We start from the raw sequence: 18,684 nt of genomic DNA, 5'->3' as shown, positions 1-18,684 counted from the left end.
AATGCTAGCGCGAGCGTCCCGCTCGTGCCCACAATCAAATTTCTCTTCTCTTTGTTTTTCGCAATAATTTAATGATTCAATTATGTTTCCAAAATATAAATCCTTAATCAATTCAATACAGCTATACAATGGATAGTTGATAAACTTATAAAATCAGCTCCCGTTTTTCCAAAAAATTATATTGTGTATATTATATATTGTGTTTACTTAACGGGCACGAGCGGGACGCTCGCGCTAGCTGGGGCTGGGCTTTATTTCAGATCTTCAGGAATTTTTATTAAATCTTTAAAAGCTTTTATATTTGAATGATTATAATGTTTTCCTCTAAAATCCCATAAGATAAAGAATGTAAATATAAAGCCAACAATTGTTATTAGTGCAGTAATTAAAAAATTGTTCTTATAATTTTCATAAACGTAAATACAATTATCAATTTTCCATTCTGCTAAATATAAAAAATAAGTAATCGCACAAATCATAACTATTCCACAATACATTAGTTGCTTGAGTGATTTATTTTTCCATTTCGCAATTTCATTTTCTATGAATTTCTCACGGTTTTCTGCAATTAAATTTTTTAAAATTTCGTTTTTCTCTTTTCTTTCTTTTTCTAATTCATTTGATAAATTGTCAATCTTAATTTTGTTTTGATTTTGTTCATTTGAAAGTTGTTGCTTTTGATTTTCTAATTGCTCCGACTTTTCATTTAACGAAATTTCTTTTGTTTTAAAATTAGATTTTACCTTATCCAAAATGTTTATTTCCTTTTCAAACCTTTCATATAACTTGTCAAATTTTTCTATTCGCTCTTTTTCTTCTTTTTCTTGAATTAGTGATTCCTCTTTCAATTTTTTCTGAAATTCAACAGAGTTTGTATTGGCAAGATTGTTAAAATCGCTTATATTTTTTATTTGACGATTTGAAATTCTTGAAGAAATATTTAAAATATCTTTATCTGTTATTACGTCAGCTCTATATTTTTGAATATTTTGGTCAAGTTCTCTTATTATACTAGCTTTTGGAAGTGAATCGTTTAAAGTATGTGCAACAATTGATGATAGACCAATATCTATTAAATCTTCGTTTTCAATGTTGGTATTTAAACGTGGATTGCTTAACCATAAAATATTTAATAATTCATCTACACGAATAGTTTCCTTTTGATATTCGTAACTATATTTTTCAAAGTCTTTAAAATCCTCTAATTCATGCGAGCTTGAATTATTAACAAACCAACAATTTACTTTTTCAAATTCTCTAATTTTTTTTGTACGTTTCTCTTTTACGTATAATATTGCAATTGTATCATGAAGTGCAGAAAAATGGTTTGTTCTAATTTTCTTAAATTTCTCCAATTCTGTTGAATTTTTTGCAGATGTTTTTAATCTTTCTGTAAAAGAGTAAATTGAAATACCAAACGACTTAACACTATCATCTAAATTGTCAATAATTCTTTCTAAATCACTTGAATTTAAATCTCTTCGTTCACAAGCATTGTAAAGGTCTTCAGGATTTATTTTTCTAGTTAAAAACGTATTAGTGAAATTTTCTGCCTTTTTCTTAATTAATGCCTTTGTTTCTTCAATTGTGTCTGATAAAATAGTTAGTTTAAAACCTAAATTTTTTCCAACTTCTATTAATTTCTTGCATGTATGTGTAGATTCTGGTGTGTTTAAATCTATTAAACTTATTATGAAATTTGTGTCAAAAAGTAATTCTACGTCTTGTGTGAAATTTTCAGTTTTATACTCTAAAAAACTAGAAATAATAGAGCCTAGATAAATTCTTCGAACTACATCAAATACTTTTGGGATTTTTTTGAAAAATTCGACAAATTGAGCTTCAATTGTATAATCGATACCGTTAGGATCTTGGTTGTTCGATAAATATTTTGAAATTGAAATTTTATTTTTGTCAATAAAGTCAAAAATGGAAGTTTTATTTGAAACTTCGATATTTTTTAATTTACAAAAATCTATAAAAATTTTTTCTAAATTTTCAGCATCTCTCTTACTTTCTTGAATTTTTTCTTCAAAATCTTCAAAATAAAATGCTTTTAATATGAATGAGCTATCTTTATTTATTATAAAATTTTGTTCATCACCAATATTAACTTCGTTAGCAATTTGATTCAGAATAATTTTAAGAACAGGAATTGGAAAATCTATTGAGTACATTAGATTTGCCTCATTTTGAATTTCTAAAATTGATTCCCCTTTTAAAATTCCTTTACTATTTATTTGATTTAATGTTCGCTTAATTAATGGAACAAATACATCAACAGGACCTTTCATTAAAGTACCACTATTTCTAATATGCGCTAATAAACTATATGTAATTGCTTTATTTTCATTCATTTAATTTGGAAGATATTTAAGATTTATTTTTGAACCACATATTTATACGTTTAAAACTATTTGTGATTTTGAATTTATTAATATTTTTATCTTTTTGTGCACATTTTTGGTAGTCTTGCCTACAACTTGCATATAGGCCTGACGTTATAATACTTATCACTCCTAAATTGGGTAAATAAGTCTTATTAGAATCAGTGCTTACTTATTTCAAATGTACTATTTAATTACCGAAAAATCTTAATAAAATAAAATTTGACAATTAACTTGTCTTCAAAAATAATACCTTCTTAATTGTAAACTTTACGGGAAACCTCATTTACGTTCTTTTTTTACAAAATCCCTAGCCCCGGTAGCAGTGAAAACACCATGCAGGTAGAGAACCACTTTTTCTGGTGGTGGCAGAGCGACCGCAGGAAGCTCCTGCCGGCGCCTAGAAAAAGGGTTTGAGACCAAATGGGTTGTAACGAATAACGGGATTAGCTCCTAAAAAAAATTGTAGAAAATTAACCGCCAATAGCAATCATGCTGCGGTTGTCTTGATTTAAAGCGGGATTGTTTACGTCCTCGATAGTAGTCATTCCTGCGCGTACTTTCTTTTTGTTTTTAATGGCAAAAGCAATCAAGTCTTCTATCGCTTCGCCATTTCTGAAAGGCGTCAGTAAATCTGTCTCGGAGTTGGAGAACAGACAGTTTTTTATTTTGCCGTTGGCCGTAAGGCGAATTCTGTTGCAACCGTCACAAAAAGGATTGGTTATCGAACTGATAATCCCAAAACTGCCCAAGTAGTTTTTTATTTTGAATTCTCTGGCGGTGAAGTTTTTATCGTCTTCTAATTTCTCTAAATGGGATTCTGGAAAATTATTTGTTACCAGATCCAGAATCTCCTTTTGAGAAACCATTTTGCTCTTGTCCCACTCATTTCCTGCAAAAGGCATGAATTCTATAAACCGAATCGAAATGGGTAAAAACTCGGTGAGCTTAATAAAATCAATGATTTCATCGTCATTGAACCCTTTGATCAAAACCACATTGACTTTGATTTTGAAATCATTGTTCACCAATAAATGCAAATTATCAATTACACTCTGAAACTGGTTTCTAAGCGTAATCGAATGGAATTTGGAAGCCACCAAAGTGTCTAAACTCAAATTGATTTTCTTGACGTTAAACTGCTTTAAAACGTCTATATGTTTGTTAATCAGAATTCCGTTTGTAGTAATGGAAATCTCGGTTTGAAGCGAAGCCAGTTTGGCTATAATTTCAGGAAAATCTTTTCGTAACAACGGTTCTCCGCCGGTCAATCTTATTTTATCAACACCATTATTGACGAAGGTTTGGGCGATGGCGTGAATTTCGTCAGCGGTCATCAAGCTCGCTTTTGGACTTAATACAATTCCATCGGCTGGCATGCAATAGGTACAACGCAAATTGCATTTCTCAATTAGAGAAATACGCAAATAGTTGTGTTTACGTCCAAAATCATCCGTTAAAACAGTATTATTTGGTGTCATGATTTTTGCCTTTTAAAATATGAAAAACATGCAACACATGAGGAAATATCGCATCCATGGATTCCTTTGCGCCATTGGTTGAACCCGGCAAAGCCAATACCAACGAATTTCCTAAAGTTCCCGCAACGGTTCTGGAAAGCATCGAATACGGCATGCGTTGTTGTCCATAACTTCGTATTGCTTCTTCAATTCCCGGAATTCTGGTTTCTAATAACGGTTCCAATGCTTGCGGCGTAACATCTCTTGGCGAAAGCCCTGTTCCACCGGTAAAAATGATCAGTTGATTTTCTTTTGCGAAAGCTTTAGTTCGCTCTTGAATCACATCCATTTCATCGGGTATGATTTCGTAATGCGTCGTTTCGACTCCGCTAATTTCCAATTTTTCAACAATTATTTTTCCGGAACGATCTTCTTTATCTCCAGCAAAAATAGAATCGGAACAAACAAAAACCGCCGCTGTAATAGCGGATGGAAATCTATTTTTGAAAGACGATTTTCCACCTTCTTTACTGATTAATTTAATGGTCGAAATCTCAATATTTTTGTCAATTGGTTTCAGCATGTCATACATCGTAAGCGCCACAATCGAAGCACCGTGCATCGCCTCGACCTCAACTCCGGTTTTGTAAACCGTTTTTACGTTGAAAATAATATCAATGCTCAATTCGTTGATTTCATATTCCACCGATGTAAATTCAATTGGAATAGGATGGCAATCCGGAATGGATAAATGCGTGTTTTTCACTGCAAATAAACCCGCCGTTTTTGCCATTTCCAGTACGTTTCCTTTTGGAACCAGATTATTTACAACGGCATCAATTGTGGCTTGAAGACTCACAATCACTGTTGCCTTTGCTGTTGCGGTACGGAGCGTACTTATTTTATGTGTGATATCAACCATTTATAACGTGTTTTTCTTCCAAGTAAAAGTACTGTTTTCGAATATTTCTTTACCAAAAATAGGCACATCTGTTTTTATCCAATTCACAATCGTTTCCGTGGCTTCATACACTTGCTTTCTTCTGGTTGCCGAAACAAAGACAAACAAACAGATTTCACCCGCTTTAACAACGCCCAAACTGTGATAAATGTGCATGCAAATCAAATCGAATTGCGCGAACGCTTTTTCTCTAATCACGTTCAAGGCTTCGTCTGCCATTTCTTCGTAAGCGGTGTAATCAATTGCAGCTACGGTTTGCCCCTCTATTGCATCGGCTCTTACTTGACCTAAAAAAATATTGTGCGCACCAATAGTCGTTTTCGATTGGTGTTTCGCAATCGACTGCCCAATAAATTCCGAAGAAATTGGCCCCTGAATGAAAACAGTTTTGGTACTCATGATCTTTATTTTTATGAATGTCCGCTAAGCGGACTATAGTTTTTTCTTTGGCCACGAATTACACAAATTTGTCACGAATTTTCATATTGAAATAAAAAACAAAACGCTAATTAGTGTCAAATTTGTGGAATTCGTGGCGAAATTTTTCTTTACTATTATTTACAGATTGTCATATTATTTTATATTTCAGGAAACAGAAACCGTTCCTTTATGCAGTATTACATCCAATGCAATAGCGCCTCCAGCAATACTTTTGGCATTCGCAAAATTATTATTTCTAAGGATTTCTACTGCCTTTTTACTTCTAATTCCAGATTGACAAAAAACAAATAATGTTGAATTAATATCCAATTGATGTAGTTCGAATTCTAAACGGTCTAACGGAATTTGAAGCCCATTTTTGATTGTTATTTTTGGATACTCCTCTGAATTTCGAACATCTAGAAAAACAACTTCCGGATGATGCATTTGTTCCAATGCAAGAGCAGCATCGATTTCAATAGTTGCACTTTCAACTGAAGTATATTTATTCTCGAAAGCTACGCTATCGATCAAATTTGTATCTGTTTTTGAAAAATCAAACTTCTGTTGTTCGTTATGCAACATATTATAAACCAATAATTTTCCAGACAACAACTCCCCTATTCCCAAAACCATTTTTAATACTTCATTAGCCTGAAACATACCGATAATTCCAACCGATATTCCCAGAACCCCCACATCATTACAGTTCCTGACGTCATTGGCTTCCTTGGGAAATAAACAGCGGTATGTAGGTCCATTTTTATAATTAAAAACAGCAACCTGCCCTTCAAATTTATAAATAGAACCGTAAACAAACGGTTTATTGGTTACGCAACACGCATCATTAATCAAATATTTAGTATTCAGATTATCCGTGGCATCAACCATAATATCATACTGCTCGAATAACGAAATTGCATTTTTAGAGTCTAATTTTTCAGTGATTGCATTTATTTTTATAGAAGGATTGAGTTCCAAAGCCATTGCTACCGCCTCCAGCACTTTACTTTTCCCCACCGAACTGCTTTTGTAAATCACTTGGCGTTGCAAATTGCTCACTTCGATTCTATCATCATCAATAATACCAATTTCTCCTATTCCGGCTGCAGCCAAATACGGTAAAACAGCCGCACCCAATCCGCCGGCACCAATAATCAAGACTTTGGCTTGTTGCAGTTTTTGTTGCCCATCAATACCTACTTCAGGAAGTATAATTTGTCGGTTGTATCGTGCTGTTTCCATAAATTTAGGTTTTAAACAGTAAAAAAAATCAAAAAATTTATTACTGATGCTGAGTTTTTTTTAAAATCAAAAATCGTTAATCAGCAATCAAAAATCTTAACCTCCAGCAAATGGTGGTAACAAAGCAACAATATCATTGCTTTTCAGAATATAATTTGCTTTATCTTGTACTATCTTTTGGTTAATTGCAACACTAAAAGAAAGTGCATTTAATTGGTACTTTTTTTCTAATGATGCTAATAATTGATGTAAAGGTAAATCAGAAAAAGAAATTTCTTCTCCTTGAATTTTGGTTTTTTCGGCTATTGCGCCAAAATATTTTACTGCAATCATGCCGTTAAATTTAAGTTTTGAAAAATGAACTCGTCTTCGGATAATTCTTCTTGAAAATAAGTCGTTAATTTTGAAGCATTTCGCACCACTTCACCAATCACAATAATTGCAGGAGACGAAAGTTGGTGCTCTGCGACTAATTTAGCGATAGAACTTATGGTTCCCACCACTTTTTTCTCCGTGTCTTTTGTTCCATTTTGAATGATGGCAACAGGCAAATCATCGGTTCTATTGTTTTGATAAATCGAAATAATTTCGTCCAATTTATTCATTCCCATCAAAATAACCACCGTTGCTGAGGATTGAGAAGCCAAAGCCACATCTTTGGACAATTTATGATCTGATGTCGTTCCGGTAATTACCCAGAAACTTTCGGCAACTCTTCTTTGTGTCAAACTTATTCCATTAGACGCCGGTACCCCTAAAGCAGATGAAATTCCAGGAACAATAGCGGTCTCTAAATCAAATTTCTGAGCATATTCTATCTCTTCGCTTCCTCTTCCAAAAACAAATGGATCACCGCCTTTCAACCGAACGACATGTCCAGAACGTTTTGCCATCGACACAATTAATTCATTAATTTGATCCTGACTGTACGCGTGACAACCAAAACGCTTTCCAACAAAAATGATTTCTGCATGGGTCACATACTGTAGTAATTCTTCATTTACAAGCGCATCGTATAAGACAACATCAGCATTTTCCAGTGCTTTAATTGCTTTTAAAGTGATTAACTCTACATCGCCGGGACCTGCGCCTACGATTGTCAATTTTGGTGTATTTGAATTTTTCATTTTAACTAGGATAAATTGGTATTCAATTCGTTTAACTCGGCAACAGAATTTATATTTTTAAACAGATCTCTTTTGGCATCCGTAATCGGAATCAATTGATGTTTTACATTTGAAATGAAGCGCATCATTTTCAACTCATTTACATCAATTGCTTCTTTTAAAACAGGAAGTATTTTTTTTGGATAAATTCCTATCAAAGGATGAATCCGATCATTATCTTTAAAAACAGAAACATCAAAATTTGTACCATGATTTTCAATCAATTCCAATAGTATTTCGGTAGAAATTAATGGAATGTCGCAACTCAATATCAAATTCATCTCCGTTTCCGAATGAACCAGTGCCGTGTATATTCCGCCCAAAGGTCCTTTATCTGCTATTATATCTTTTATTTTCCTGTATGCTAAATAATCGTAATCGTTTGTATTGGTAACCAATTGAATGTTACTTGATATTGGCAAAACCGCTTCAATAATATGCTCGATAAAAGGTTTGTTTTGATACAAAACCAAGCCTTTTTCCGACTGCATTCGGCTGCTTTTTCCTCCACAAAGAATCGATACTTGCATACTTTATAATTTATTGATTTAAACAATCAACTTCACGCTCGCTAATAAGATTACTGTTGCCAACACATATTTCAACACTTTATTGGAAAAATATCCGCTCCCGTAATAGGCACCTAACATTCCTCCGAAAAAAGCTATTGGAACTAAATAAAAACTTTCTGTTGGAAACGTTTTGTCTCCCATAAAATAGCCCGAAAGTCCTGCAATAGAATTCACCAAAATAAATAAACTTGAAATGGCCGCTGTTTCTTTTAACGTTGCCCAACCCAGTAATAAAATGATTGGACTCAGGATAACACCGCCACCAATGCCTAACATTCCGGATAATAAACCTATTCCAAAACCTATTCCCAAAGCTAGCGGAATATTTATCTTAGTGCTTTCTGTTTCTTTCGAATTAAAAAAATCCAACAGTCGAAATGCTGCCAAAATCAATACGATTCCCAACAATATTTTATAAAAACTATTTTCTAACGGAATCATTCCGCCAATAAAAGCAGCCGGTACCGAAGTTATCGCGAAAGGATAAAACAGTCGGGGTTTGAAGAAATCTTTTTTGTAATAAAAGAAAAAAGAAATTCCTGAAACAAACAAATTAAGCAATAAGGCAGAAGGTTTCATCACCGAAACAGGGAATGCAAAAATAGCCATCAACGCTAAATATCCCGATGCACCACCATGTCCTACGCTGGAATACAAAAACGCAACTACCGTTAGTAATACGCCGAATAAAATCAAAAAATCATTATTTACTATTGACATCTTTACGCTATTAATTAAGTGGTATAACCAGTACTTCCTGATTTTTTTCAATATTTACAGCATCATAAGGCAAACAAATTAAAGCATTGGCTACTGCAAAAGTGTTCAACATAGCTGAACTTTGACTCTCTAAAACCGTAACTTTTCCCGCATCATAGAAACCTTTCAAAAATAAGGTTTTTCCTGATGTATTTTCAAATTGGGTAGTTATTTTTCGTTTGATTTTTGGCAAATGAATCGCTTCAAAACCCATATTTATTTTTAGCGCCGGATGAACATAGATATAAAAACTGGTCAATGTTGAAGCTGGATTTCCTGGCAAGGCAAAAACAATTGTTTTGTCTTTTTTTCCAAAAAATAACGGTTTTCCAGGCTTTTGATTAATTTTATAAAACAACTCTTCTACTCCATTGGACAAAAGCGCTTCTTTTACAAAATCATAATCCCCAACCGAAATCCCGCCCGAAACAAGCACAACATCAAAAGCAGCAAGACAGCTTTTTAAAACTCTTTTTGTCGCTTTCAAATTATCCTTTACCCGAAATGTTTCTATTTTTTTTATCCCAATTCCCTGCAAAGCAGCTTCCAGCATAATCGAGTTACTCTCGTAAATCTTCCCTTCAGATAATTTTTTACCCACTTTTACCAATTCGTTACCAGTAACCACAATTGCTACTTTAGGTTTGGCATAAACTGTTATTTCCGTAATTCCCAAACACGCTAAAAATCCGATTGCTGCAGGAGTAATCACGGCATTATTTTCAAGTACCAGTTCGTTTTCTTTTATTTGCTCGCCTTTGTTTCTGACATTCGCAAAAAGAACAGGCATTTGGGTAATTTCAAGTATTTTATTTTCAATCGTAGTATGCTCCTGTATGACAACGGTATCCAAATTATCTGGAACATACGCTCCGGTGAATATGCGTATTGCCTGATCTTTCTTTATTTTTTTATTCGAAAAATCACCCGCTTGTGAAATACTAACCACATTAAACTGTTGCAATTCACCATGCGTAAAAGCGTAACCATCCATCGCTGATTGACGAAAAGGCGGCATATCCATTGGAGAATAAATTGCTTCCGCCAAAATAAAACCAAGTGATTTGGCCACTTTAATTTTTCTGATAGGCATCTTGCAACTATTTTCTGCAATAATCGATAAGGCTTGGTCCACTTGTATCATAGGATGTTGAATAAAACTAAGTAAAAATACTTATTGCAAATATACGTAAATATGTGAAATTGAACCAACAATTACCTATAATTACTTGTAAAATGCATATACCAAGATTTAAACGGTTTTATTTATTAAAAAACGAACAAAACAATACCAAATCTGTAAAATCTGTAAAAGGAGATCCCGAATCTAGAAAATATTTTGAGTTACCATTTTAAAATTTTTAACCCATCCAGATATAGGATACTTAAATACTCTAAACTTAACCTTATTTTAAATCCAAAAACATAAAACTTACAGCAACAAAAGAGGTTTGAATAAATTGGCAAGCATTTTCTTTAATAAAATATAACTTTTTGAATTTAAGCTACTTAAGCACAATATATTGATTTATTTTTACTAATTTTATCCCCCCTCAAAAAAATACTCGTTTTAAAAATACCCCACCTACTCGATTAAATAGTGTGACCAATCTTGATCAATTATTATGTGACTGGGATTGTTCATCGAAATTGCCTAATACTTATTACATAAAACTTATATACAGCTCTTATATCAGCAAATTTTCTCAAATTTAATACACCTACTAAATCATTTATTAACACAATTAATAACTTTTTAAATGTTTAAATTATGAAAAATGTAGTACAGATTAAAGAAGTAAATTCTTCTATCAAAAACAGGAGGGAATTCCTCAAAATTAGCGGGCTTACCGTTTTAAGTACTGGTTTATTATTATCTGGTTGTAACAACAACGACGATTTAATTCTCAGTCCAAATAGTACCGGCCTTACATCTAAATATGGACAAGGTCATTTTCCAGGAATAAAAGATGGTGTCTTTGATTTAGGTGCAGGCGACTTAGGTGTATTGACATATGCCTATGCTCTTGAACAATTAGAGGCAGATTTTTATACCAAAGTTGTAAATGCAAGTGGATTCACAACCAATTTTACCGCTGAAGATCAACAAGTGCTTCAGGATTTGTACTATCATGAAGTTATCCACCGCGAATTCTTTAAAACAGCGTTGACTGGAGCTCTTCCTAATCCAAAAAAACAGTTACTCCCTGACTTAGAATTTAATTATGGAAGTTTAAACTTCAGTAGTCGTTCTCAGGTATTAGCCACTGCCAAAGCACTAGAAGACACAGGTGTAGCAGCCTACAATGGTGCAGGAAGATTAATTACCAATCCGGACTATTTACTTCTGGCAGGTAAAATCGTTTCTGTAGAAGCAAGGCATGCATCTGCGATTAGGAGTTTAATAAATCCAAATTCTAAAGATTTTGCAGGAGATGATGTTGTTGATACTACTACAGGACTTGATGCAAAGAAAAATCCTTCTGAAGTTATTGCAATTGCAAGTGGATTTATCGCAACAACTTTCACCGCTTTATACTTACCGTAATACATAACATTTAAAAAAAATAGAAATTATGAACATATTAAAATTTATAGCGTCTTTTGCTAATGACGATTTAATGCAAAGTAAAGGTTCGCGGAGAGATAGTTTTGGAAAAATAAGTCAATTAGGGAAAAATTTAGCACTAGCGTCAATTCCATTTGGACTTTCATCACTGACAAATGTTGCTTATGGAAAAATTAAGCCTACACCCAGCAATCCTATTGGCGCATTACAGCTAGCACTGACATTGGAATATCTTGAAAAAGAATACTACATCATGGGATTAAATTCCGGAGTTATTCCTACCGGAGGAAGAGATGAGAAAGTTTTCATGCAGATTTCAGCTCATGAGACCGATCATGTTACTTTTTTGATAAATGGTTTAGGAGGGGTTGGAAGCCCCAATTTTGTCGAGAAACCTACTTTTGATTTTACAGTTGGCGGTGCTTTTGACCCGTTTAATAATTATCCGACCTTTTTAGCTTTAGCTCAGGCTTTCGAAGATACCGGCGTACGAGCTTATAAAGGTCAGGCTACTAATTTAATATCTGCTCCAGATTTGTTAACCGCCGCTTTACAGATTCATTCTGTTGAAGCACGCCACGCCTCTGAGGTAAGGAGATTACGAGGTCTAAAAGGATGGATTACATTAAATCAAAGAGGAGCAGGAATGCCTGAGGCAACTCAAGCAGTCTACAATGGTGAGGAAAACATCATTCAAGCAGGTTACGACACATCATCATTATTTGGTGCAAACGCAGGATCAGAATCCTACGATGAACCTTTGACTACAGATCAGGCAGTTGCTATTGCGGGATTATTTATTGTGTAAATATGAATATTGTAAAATAGAATTTAATGTATACTGATATAAAAAAATCATAGTTTATTCTATTATTCTTTGAGATTTACATTGCTTTAAATTTTATTAAAAAAATAACAAGCCCAAAATCTAATTGTAGATTTTGGGCTTCTTTGCATACCTTAATTATTAGATAAATGTTATTCGATAGGTAAAATAAGTGTTGAAGTAACAGCCTCCAAAACCTCAAAAGCCGTTTCAGCCATCTTATTTCCTTTAGTGTCCAAAAGTGGATTTATTTCTACAAATTCGAGGCAAACCACCTTTTTACTTTCGATAATCTGGTTAATAATGGCAATGACTTCGTATTGATCAAATCCTTTTGGTACCGGAGTTCCCGTCCCATAAGAGATCATATCACAATCCATAGAATCCACATCAAAAGAAATATAAATCATGTCACAATTCGTTAGCTCAGCCAAAGCCTCGGTCACACAAGTTTGAAGTCCTCTATAACGTACTTCATGAACTTTATAATTCCGAATATACAACTTTTCAATCTGCTTGTCTTCGGCTTCTTCGGTATCGCGAACACCAAAATAAATAATATCTTCGGCCAGTACTTTAGCACCATCACTACCGATATTTTTCATTTTCTCCCAATGCTGTTGCGTTTCAAGAGGCACTTCATTATTCTGACAACTTAAATTATCATCAGCAAGAGCCGCCGATAATGGCATGCCATGAATATTTCCCGAAGGTGATGTATAAGGCGAATGCAAATCAGCATGGGCATCAATCCAAATCACTCCTAATGTCTGTTCCGGATAAGCCGCTTTTATACCGCTTATAGTTCCTAGCGCCGAGGAATGATCTCCTGATAAAACTATAGGGAAATAATTCTGTTCCAGATTTTTCTTTACAGCATGACAAACTCTGGTACATTGCTCCACAACGTGTTCAATTCTTTTGGCAGAAGTGCTTCGGTTTTTATCATAAATGGATTCATTATGCGTTTTCACATCTTCAAACTCAAATTGATTAAAATAGTTGCTATCTCTATTAATAGCCGCTATTTCGATAGCATCAATCCCTAAATCTGAACCTCGGGTTCCTGCACCGATATCAGACCGATTTTTGATTAATTTTATTGCTTTTTTCATGACAATTAAATTATCTGAAATCATTTAATGCTCTTTCGATAATTCCAAGACACTCATGAATTTGAGTTTCAGTAATAACTAATGGCGGTGCCAAACGTATTTTATTTCCGTGTGTAGGTTTTGCCAATAAACCGTATTCGCTGAATTTCATACAAATATCCCAAGCTAAATCGGAGTTTTCATCACAATTGATAACAATAGCATTTAGCAATCCTTTACCACGAACCAATGTAATCAGAGGATTCCTAGAAGCGATTTCGTTAAGTCCAGTTCTTAAAACAACGCCTAAGTAAGCTGCATTTTGTGATAAATTTTCATCACGAACCACTTCAAGTGCTGCAATGGCAACCGCTGCTGCCACTGGATTTCCTCCAAAAGTAGAACCGTGCTGCCCTGGTTTGATGACATTCATAATCGCATTATTCGCCAAAACTGCCGAAACTGGATAAACACCACCCGAAATCGCTTTTCCTAAAATTAAAATATCCGGTTGAACATTTTCATGATGTACGGCTAACAATTTTCCGGTACGTGCAATTCCTGTTTGTACTTCATCAGCAATAAACAAAGCATTGTAGTGTTCGCAAAGCGCTTTGGCTTTCGCCAAATAACCATCGGCTGGAACATAAACTCCAGCTTCTCCCTGAATAGGTTCCACTAGGAAACCGGCAATATTATTAGTTGATTTTAAGGCGTTTTCTAATGCTTCAATATCATCATACGGTATTTTGATAAATCCTGCTGTGAAAGGACCAAAACTTTTACGCGCATTTTCATCATTCGAAAACGAAATAATCGTAGTCGTTCTTCCATGGAAATTGTTCTCACAAACAATGATTTGCGCTTGATTTTCTGGAATTCCTTTTACTTCATACGCCCATTTTCTACATAGTTTCAAAGCGGTCTCTACTGCTTCGGCACCGGTATTCATTGGTAAAACTTTATCGAAACCAAAATATTCAGTTACAAATTCTTCGTAAGATCCTAATTGATCGTTATAAAAAGCACGTGAAGTCAACGTCAATGTTTGCGCTTGTTTTACCATTGCACCCACAATTTTTGGATGACAATGCCCTTGATTTACCGCCGAATAAGCCGACAAGAAATCATAATATTTTTTTCCGTCTACGTCCCAAACATACACGCCTTCCCCTTTTTCTAAAACTACCGGTAAAGGATGGTAATTATGAGCGCCATACTTATTTTCTTTTTCTATAAATGCTTCAGATTTTGAAGAAAGTGCTTGATGTGATTGTTCCATGACTTGTTATTTAATAAAAATTTTAAACAAAAATATATAATATTTTTTATTTTACAACAAAAAATGATAATTTTGACTTAATTTAATCATTTAAAAACAAATAATCACTTTTATTTGTACGAAAATAAGTCATTATACAATACAGACTTATGATTTTTACTTTCAATTAGATGAGAAATAATCGTTACTTTTATAAATAGTAGAAAATACCTTTTCAATTTAAAATAAACTCCATGGACACATTAGATGAATTTGATATCAATATCATAAAAGAATTAGAAAAAGATGGCCGTATGGCATTTTCAGCTATTGCCACTACACTAAAAATATCAAATACAATGGTTCATCAGCGAGTAAATCGATTGACGGAACAAGGAATTCTGGTAGGAATAAAACCCATTATAAACGAAAAAAAAATTGGGTATGACTGGGCTTCTTTTACCGGTATTACCTTAAATAAAGACCAAGATTCAAACAGAATTATAGAGGAATTAAAGAATATTCCTGAAATAACGGAATGCTATTATGTTACCGGTTCTTTCACACTTTATATCAAAATAGTGGCCCAGAATCACGAACACATGAGAAAAATCCTTTATGAAAAAATTGATAATATTCCGGGAATTTCCAAAACGGATTCCATCATAGAATTAGGCTGCGCTTTCAAACGAAATATCACTCTATAGTTACCAAAATTATTTTTTTGCAGTTTTATGTTATAAAAAAACCAAAAAGAGTCTATTTATACAGAAAAATCACAATTTATTTTAGATATTTGTTTAAAAAATAAAACATTATGAAAAATATAGCCTTGTTTATTTTAGGAATAGCACTCTTTTCAAATGCCTCCTTTGCACAGCTGAAACCAGTAAAATATAATGATGGCGCTCAGGTTTTGAATGGATTCCAAATTCAACCAATGAAAAAAAGCCCTCAAAAACCGGGCATCCTAATTCTTCCAGCTTGGAAAGGAATTGATAAACATGCAAAAACTACCGCAGAAACTTTGGCTAAACTGGGATATTACGCCTTTGTAGCTGATATTTATGGAGCTGGAAATTATCCGAAAGACAATGCTGAAGCAGGTCAAAAAGCAGGATTTTACAAAACAAACTACAAGGAATACCAAAAACGAATTTCGTTAGCATTAGAACAATTGATTAAATCCGGCGCAAATCCTAACAACATTGTCGTAATGGGATATTGTTTTGGTGGAACAGGAGCACTTGAGACAGCTCGTGCCCACTTGAATATAAAAGGAGTAGTTTCTTTCCATGGCGGATTAGGAAGAGATGCTTCTCGTACAACAGAACCTATTACAGCTAAAGTTTTAGTTTGCCACGGTGCTGATGATCCGTATGAATCTAAAGAAGAAATCACCGCATTCCAACAAGAAATGAGAGACACAAAAGCAGATTGGCAAATGATTTATTATGCTAATGCGGTTCACTCTTTTACAGACCCGGATGCAGGAAATGACAATTCAAAAGGAGCTGCCTATAATGAAAAAGCAGACAAACGTTCTTTTGAACATTTCAAAATTTTCCTAAATGAAGTTTTGAAAAAATAATTTTTAGATTCTACCTTATTATTAGGATTGTTAATACTAAAATTAGAAAACTACTTCCTTGGATTTTTAAATGAATACACATTATTTTCCGTAATAGATTATACTTTTAGAGCTATTGCAGTCCTTTATATGTTGTATTCTTTTTTCCCGGCGCACCATCGTTTTTATGGACATTCCAAAATAATTTCAATAACAAAGGGAATCGTTATGTTCTTCATTAATATGTTTTTTGTTTTCATAATACTTACCCTATTTGCAGTTTATACCTTTATTAATTTACATTAAATAACATGAAAAAAATATCCCTATTAAGTTTGCTTTTGGTTTTAATCATCAGTTGTACTACTCAAAAAAAGAGTGTAACTGCGGTTGAGCCTACAAAATACATGAATACCATCACGGCAAGTGATTTAAAAACACATCTTTATATTGTAGCGGCCGATTCCATGGAAGGACGTGAAACAGGTTCAGTCGGTCAGAAAAAGGCTGGTGTTTATCTTATCAATCAATACAAGAAAAACAACATTCCTTTCCCTAAAGGGGCTACATCGTATTACCAAAAAGTTCCTGCTGAATTCATGAACAAAAAATACGGAGAAAAATTAGGCGATTCAGAGAATATCTGGGCATTCATCGAAGGTTCCGAAAAACCAGAAGAAGTACTCGTTATTTCGGCTCATTACGACCACGTAGGTATTAAAGATGGCGAAGTATACAACGGTGCCGATGATGACGGTTCCGGAACAGTTGCTTTACTGGAAATTGCACAAGCATTCGAAATTGCAAAAAAAGAAGGTCACGGTCCAAAACGTTCTATTATGTTTTTTCACGCAACAGGTGAAGAGCATGGATTACATGGTTCCCGTTATTACTCGGAAAATCCTTTGTTCCCTGTCGCAAACACAATTACCGACATCAACATTGACATGATTGGTCGTCGTGACGAGGCACATGCAAATACAAACAATTATGTATATCTAATAGGTGCTGATCGTTTATCAACGGATTTAGGTAACATTTGTACCATCGCAAATGCCAAGTATATCAAAATGGATTTAGATTATAAATTCAACGACCCTAAAGATCCAAATCATTTTTATGAGCGTTCTGACCATTATAATTTTGCCAAACATGGAATTCCGGCCGTATTCCTTTTCAATGGCGTACATGCTGATTACCATCAAAAAACTGATGAAGTTGATAAAATTGAATTTGATGCTTTGGCCAAAAGAGCCCAACTTGCGTTTGTAATCGCTTGGGAATTGGCAAACAGAGAAAATCGCCCTGTAGTCGATAAAAAATAGTTTTAGCATTAGGGCACATCCCGCTGAAAAAAGCGGGTCGGGCTATCCGTTGCAATCTTTTTTGTGATGAAAAATCACAAAAAAGGATTTCCACTGCTATCCCTTGTGCAAACCCAATACAACAAGAGCTTTGAAGGAATTCAAAGCTCTTGTTTTGTTTACACATAAAGAAAAACCAACCTTTACTCTTTCTTCGTAGTCGCTATAAGTCTATTATTTCTAGACCACTCACTCCAAGAACCAACATACAGTTTTGGAATTTCAAGACCTGCATAAGCTAGTGCCAAAAGCGTATGGCAGGCTGTTACACCGGAACCACAATGAACGATAACATTTTCAGCTGCTCTATCTCCAAATTCTTTCAAATAATTATTCTTCAATTCTTCAGGTGATAAGAAAAACCCATTAGAATCTAAATTAGTGGTAAAAGGAATATTTATGGCACCCGGAATATGTCCTGCAACTAAATCGATAGGTTCGTTCTCCCCATTATATCTTTCTTCATCCCGCACATCTACAATTAGAAAATCCGTGTCTTGTGCTACTTTATCAATTTCCTCAATATCAGCTAACGGTAACAACCAATTTTCAATTTTATACGGTTCCGTTTTCAATGAGATTTCTATTTTTGAGCTTGATGGAAATCCAGCTTTAATAGCCGCTTGAAATCCGCCATCCAACACCTGAACTTTCTGGTGCCCAACAGATTTTAGCATCCACCAAAACCGCGCAGCTGCATTCGAACCATTTTTATCATCATAAACCACTACGTGACTCGTAGGCGTTATGCCAAGACTCGTTAAAGTTTCAGAAAATTGTTCAAGCCTAGGCAAAGGATGCCTACCTCCTATAGAAACATCCGCTTTTATATTGGCTAACTGCGAGTTTAAATCAACATACAACGCACCATCTAAATGTTCGGCGCTATAATTTTCTTTAGCACCATTACCGTTACTGGCATCAATAATTACTAATTCACTTTTATCTTTCAGTGCTATTAGTGCATCAGGCTTTATAATTGGTGAAATGTCTTGAGCCATATTTCTTAATTTTACAATTAGTGTCATTA

18 protein-coding genes are annotated in these 18,684 nt (G+C 34.2%); 5 read left to right on the top strand and 13 right to left on the bottom strand.

Going from position 1 to position 18,684, the window contains the following annotated elements; translation table 11 throughout:
* Positions 1-251: 251 nt before the first annotated feature.
* The 10 genes from ACM55I_RS08480 to ACM55I_RS08435 all read right to left on the bottom strand — a co-directional run bounded on the left by ACM55I_RS08480 (position 252) and on the right by ACM55I_RS08435 (position 10,114).
* Complete coding sequence (locus tag ACM55I_RS08480) at positions 252-2,357, bottom strand: hypothetical protein (RefSeq protein WP_416846335.1); 2,106 nt, start codon at positions 2,355-2,357, stop codon at positions 252-254.
* A 503-nt stretch (positions 2,358-2,860) separates the two neighbouring features.
* Positions 2,861-3,868 (bottom strand): GTP 3',8-cyclase MoaA, encoded by a 1,008-nt coding sequence (gene moaA, locus ACM55I_RS08475; RefSeq protein WP_416846334.1) that lies wholly within the window; start codon positions 3,866-3,868, stop codon positions 2,861-2,863.
* Positions 3,855-4,769, bottom strand: a complete 915-nt coding sequence (moaCB, locus tag ACM55I_RS08470; RefSeq protein WP_416846333.1) for a bifunctional molybdenum cofactor biosynthesis protein MoaC/MoaB — start codon at positions 4,767-4,769, stop codon at positions 3,855-3,857. Before moaCB ends, moaA begins: the two co-directional genes overlap by 14 nt.
* Positions 4,770-5,207 (bottom strand): molybdenum cofactor biosynthesis protein MoaE, encoded by a 438-nt coding sequence (locus ACM55I_RS08465; RefSeq protein WP_416846332.1) that lies wholly within the window; start codon positions 5,205-5,207, stop codon positions 4,770-4,772.
* A gap of 186 nt (positions 5,208-5,393) precedes the next feature.
* Positions 5,394-6,473: a molybdopterin-synthase adenylyltransferase MoeB gene (gene moeB, locus ACM55I_RS08460; RefSeq protein WP_416846331.1), complete on the bottom strand. Its 1,080-nt coding sequence runs from the start codon at positions 6,471-6,473 to the stop codon at positions 5,394-5,396.
* Between the two features lie 96 nt (positions 6,474-6,569).
* Complete coding sequence (locus ACM55I_RS08455; RefSeq protein ID WP_416846330.1) at positions 6,570-6,806, bottom strand: MoaD/ThiS family protein; 237 nt, start codon at positions 6,804-6,806, stop codon at positions 6,570-6,572.
* A complete protein-coding gene (gene cobA, locus ACM55I_RS08450; protein ID WP_416846329.1) occupies positions 6,803-7,600 on the bottom strand; it encodes a uroporphyrinogen-III C-methyltransferase in 798 nt (265 codons plus the stop codon). The genes ACM55I_RS08455 and cobA overlap by 4 nt, the downstream gene beginning before the upstream one ends.
* A gap of 5 nt (positions 7,601-7,605) precedes the next feature.
* A complete protein-coding gene (locus tag ACM55I_RS08445) occupies positions 7,606-8,169 on the bottom strand; it encodes a molybdenum cofactor guanylyltransferase (RefSeq protein WP_416846328.1) in 564 nt (187 codons plus the stop codon).
* Positions 8,170-8,187: 18 nt separating this feature from the next.
* Positions 8,188-8,931, bottom strand: a complete 744-nt coding sequence (locus ACM55I_RS08440) for a sulfite exporter TauE/SafE family protein (protein WP_416846327.1) — start codon at positions 8,929-8,931, stop codon at positions 8,188-8,190.
* 10 nt (positions 8,932-8,941) lie between these two features.
* On the bottom strand, positions 8,942-10,114 hold the full coding sequence (locus tag ACM55I_RS08435) for a molybdopterin molybdotransferase MoeA (protein WP_416846326.1): 1,173 nt from the start codon (positions 10,112-10,114) through the stop codon (positions 8,942-8,944).
* A 627-nt stretch (positions 10,115-10,741) separates the two neighbouring features.
* On the opposite strand from ACM55I_RS08435, the gene ACM55I_RS08430 reads away from it, so the two are divergent.
* Both ACM55I_RS08430 and ACM55I_RS08425 read left to right on the top strand, forming a co-directional pair.
* The gene (locus tag ACM55I_RS08430) at positions 10,742-11,518 is read left to right on the top strand and encodes a ferritin-like domain-containing protein (protein WP_416846325.1); all 777 of its coding nucleotides are present in this window, start codon (positions 10,742-10,744) and stop codon (positions 11,516-11,518) included.
* Positions 11,519-11,546: 28 nt separating this feature from the next.
* The gene (locus tag ACM55I_RS08425; RefSeq protein ID WP_416846324.1) at positions 11,547-12,347 is read left to right on the top strand and encodes a ferritin-like domain-containing protein; all 801 of its coding nucleotides are present in this window, start codon (positions 11,547-11,549) and stop codon (positions 12,345-12,347) included.
* A gap of 170 nt (positions 12,348-12,517) precedes the next feature.
* On the opposite strand, the gene ACM55I_RS08420 is transcribed toward ACM55I_RS08425, so the two are convergent.
* Together ACM55I_RS08420 and rocD are read right to left on the bottom strand one after the other, a co-directional pair.
* The gene (locus tag ACM55I_RS08420; protein ID WP_416846323.1) at positions 12,518-13,480 is read right to left on the bottom strand and encodes an arginase; all 963 of its coding nucleotides are present in this window, start codon (positions 13,478-13,480) and stop codon (positions 12,518-12,520) included.
* Positions 13,481-13,490: 10 nt separating this feature from the next.
* Entirely contained in the window at positions 13,491-14,741 is a 1,251-nt protein-coding gene (rocD, locus tag ACM55I_RS08415; protein WP_416846322.1) for an ornithine--oxo-acid transaminase, read from the bottom strand.
* 233 nt (positions 14,742-14,974) lie between these two features.
* On the opposite strand from rocD, the gene ACM55I_RS08410 reads away from it, so the two are divergent.
* The 3 genes from ACM55I_RS08410 (at position 14,975) to ACM55I_RS08400 (ending at position 17,615) form a co-directional block, all read left to right on the top strand.
* On the top strand, positions 14,975-15,427 hold the full coding sequence (locus tag ACM55I_RS08410; protein ID WP_416846321.1) for an Lrp/AsnC family transcriptional regulator: 453 nt from the start codon (positions 14,975-14,977) through the stop codon (positions 15,425-15,427).
* A gap of 110 nt (positions 15,428-15,537) precedes the next feature.
* Positions 15,538-16,311 (top strand): dienelactone hydrolase family protein, encoded by a 774-nt coding sequence (locus tag ACM55I_RS08405; RefSeq protein WP_416846320.1) that lies wholly within the window; start codon positions 15,538-15,540, stop codon positions 16,309-16,311.
* Positions 16,312-16,601: 290 nt separating this feature from the next.
* Positions 16,602-17,615 carry a M28 family peptidase gene (locus tag ACM55I_RS08400; RefSeq protein WP_416846319.1) on the top strand — a complete coding sequence of 338 codons (1,014 nt, stop codon included), beginning with the start codon at positions 16,602-16,604 and terminating at the stop codon, positions 17,613-17,615.
* Between the two features lie 182 nt (positions 17,616-17,797).
* Here the strand turns inward: ACM55I_RS08400 and ACM55I_RS08395 are convergent, their stop codons facing one another.
* Positions 17,798-18,682, bottom strand: a complete 885-nt coding sequence (locus ACM55I_RS08395) for a sulfurtransferase (RefSeq protein ID WP_416846318.1) — start codon at positions 18,680-18,682, stop codon at positions 17,798-17,800.
* Positions 18,683-18,684: the final 2 nt, after the last annotated feature.

The sequence above is a fragment of the Flavobacterium algoris genome, from assembly GCF_048158525.1.
Taxonomy (GTDB): domain Bacteria; phylum Bacteroidota; class Bacteroidia; order Flavobacteriales; family Flavobacteriaceae; genus Flavobacterium; species Flavobacterium algoris.
This window is presented reverse-complemented; position numbering and strand designations above follow the sequence as displayed.

Excerpts from the sequence above, each read along its gene's own strand:
- ACM55I_RS08465 (WP_416846332.1), bottom strand. The coding sequence starts at position 5,207 with ATGAGTACCAAAACTGTTTTCATTCAGGGGCCAATTTCTTCGGAATTT.
- moaA (WP_416846334.1), bottom strand. The coding sequence starts at position 3,868 with ATGACACCAAATAATACTGTTTTAACGGATGATTTTGGACGTAAACAC.
- moaCB (WP_416846333.1), bottom strand. The coding sequence starts at position 4,769 with ATGGTTGATATCACACATAAAATAAGTACGCTCCGTACCGCAACAGCA.
- ACM55I_RS08425 (WP_416846324.1), top strand. The coding sequence starts at position 11,547 with ATGAACATATTAAAATTTATAGCGTCTTTTGCTAATGACGATTTAATG.
- ACM55I_RS08405 (WP_416846320.1), top strand. The coding sequence starts at position 15,538 with ATGAAAAATATAGCCTTGTTTATTTTAGGAATAGCACTCTTTTCAAAT.
- ACM55I_RS08400 (WP_416846319.1), top strand. The coding sequence starts at position 16,602 with ATGAAAAAAATATCCCTATTAAGTTTGCTTTTGGTTTTAATCATCAGT.
- ACM55I_RS08430 (WP_416846325.1), top strand. The coding sequence starts at position 10,742 with ATGAAAAATGTAGTACAGATTAAAGAAGTAAATTCTTCTATCAAAAAC.
- cobA (WP_416846329.1), bottom strand. The coding sequence starts at position 7,600 with ATGAAAAATTCAAATACACCAAAATTGACAATCGTAGGCGCAGGTCCC.
- moeB (WP_416846331.1), bottom strand. The coding sequence starts at position 6,473 with ATGGAAACAGCACGATACAACCGACAAATTATACTTCCTGAAGTAGGT.
- ACM55I_RS08455 (WP_416846330.1), bottom strand. The coding sequence starts at position 6,806 with ATGATTGCAGTAAAATATTTTGGCGCAATAGCCGAAAAAACCAAAATT.
- ACM55I_RS08440 (WP_416846327.1), bottom strand. The coding sequence starts at position 8,931 with ATGTCAATAGTAAATAATGATTTTTTGATTTTATTCGGCGTATTACTA.
- ACM55I_RS08445 (WP_416846328.1), bottom strand. The coding sequence starts at position 8,169 with ATGCAAGTATCGATTCTTTGTGGAGGAAAAAGCAGCCGAATGCAGTCG.
- ACM55I_RS08420 (WP_416846323.1), bottom strand. The coding sequence starts at position 13,480 with ATGAAAAAAGCAATAAAATTAATCAAAAATCGGTCTGATATCGGTGCA.
- ACM55I_RS08435 (WP_416846326.1), bottom strand. The coding sequence starts at position 10,114 with ATGATACAAGTGGACCAAGCCTTATCGATTATTGCAGAAAATAGTTGC.
- ACM55I_RS08395 (WP_416846318.1), bottom strand. The coding sequence starts at position 18,682 with ATGACACTAATTGTAAAATTAAGAAATATGGCTCAAGACATTTCACCA.
- rocD (WP_416846322.1), bottom strand. The coding sequence starts at position 14,741 with ATGGAACAATCACATCAAGCACTTTCTTCAAAATCTGAAGCATTTATA.
- ACM55I_RS08410 (WP_416846321.1), top strand. The coding sequence starts at position 14,975 with ATGGACACATTAGATGAATTTGATATCAATATCATAAAAGAATTAGAA.
- ACM55I_RS08480 (WP_416846335.1), bottom strand. The coding sequence starts at position 2,357 with ATGAATGAAAATAAAGCAATTACATATAGTTTATTAGCGCATATTAGA.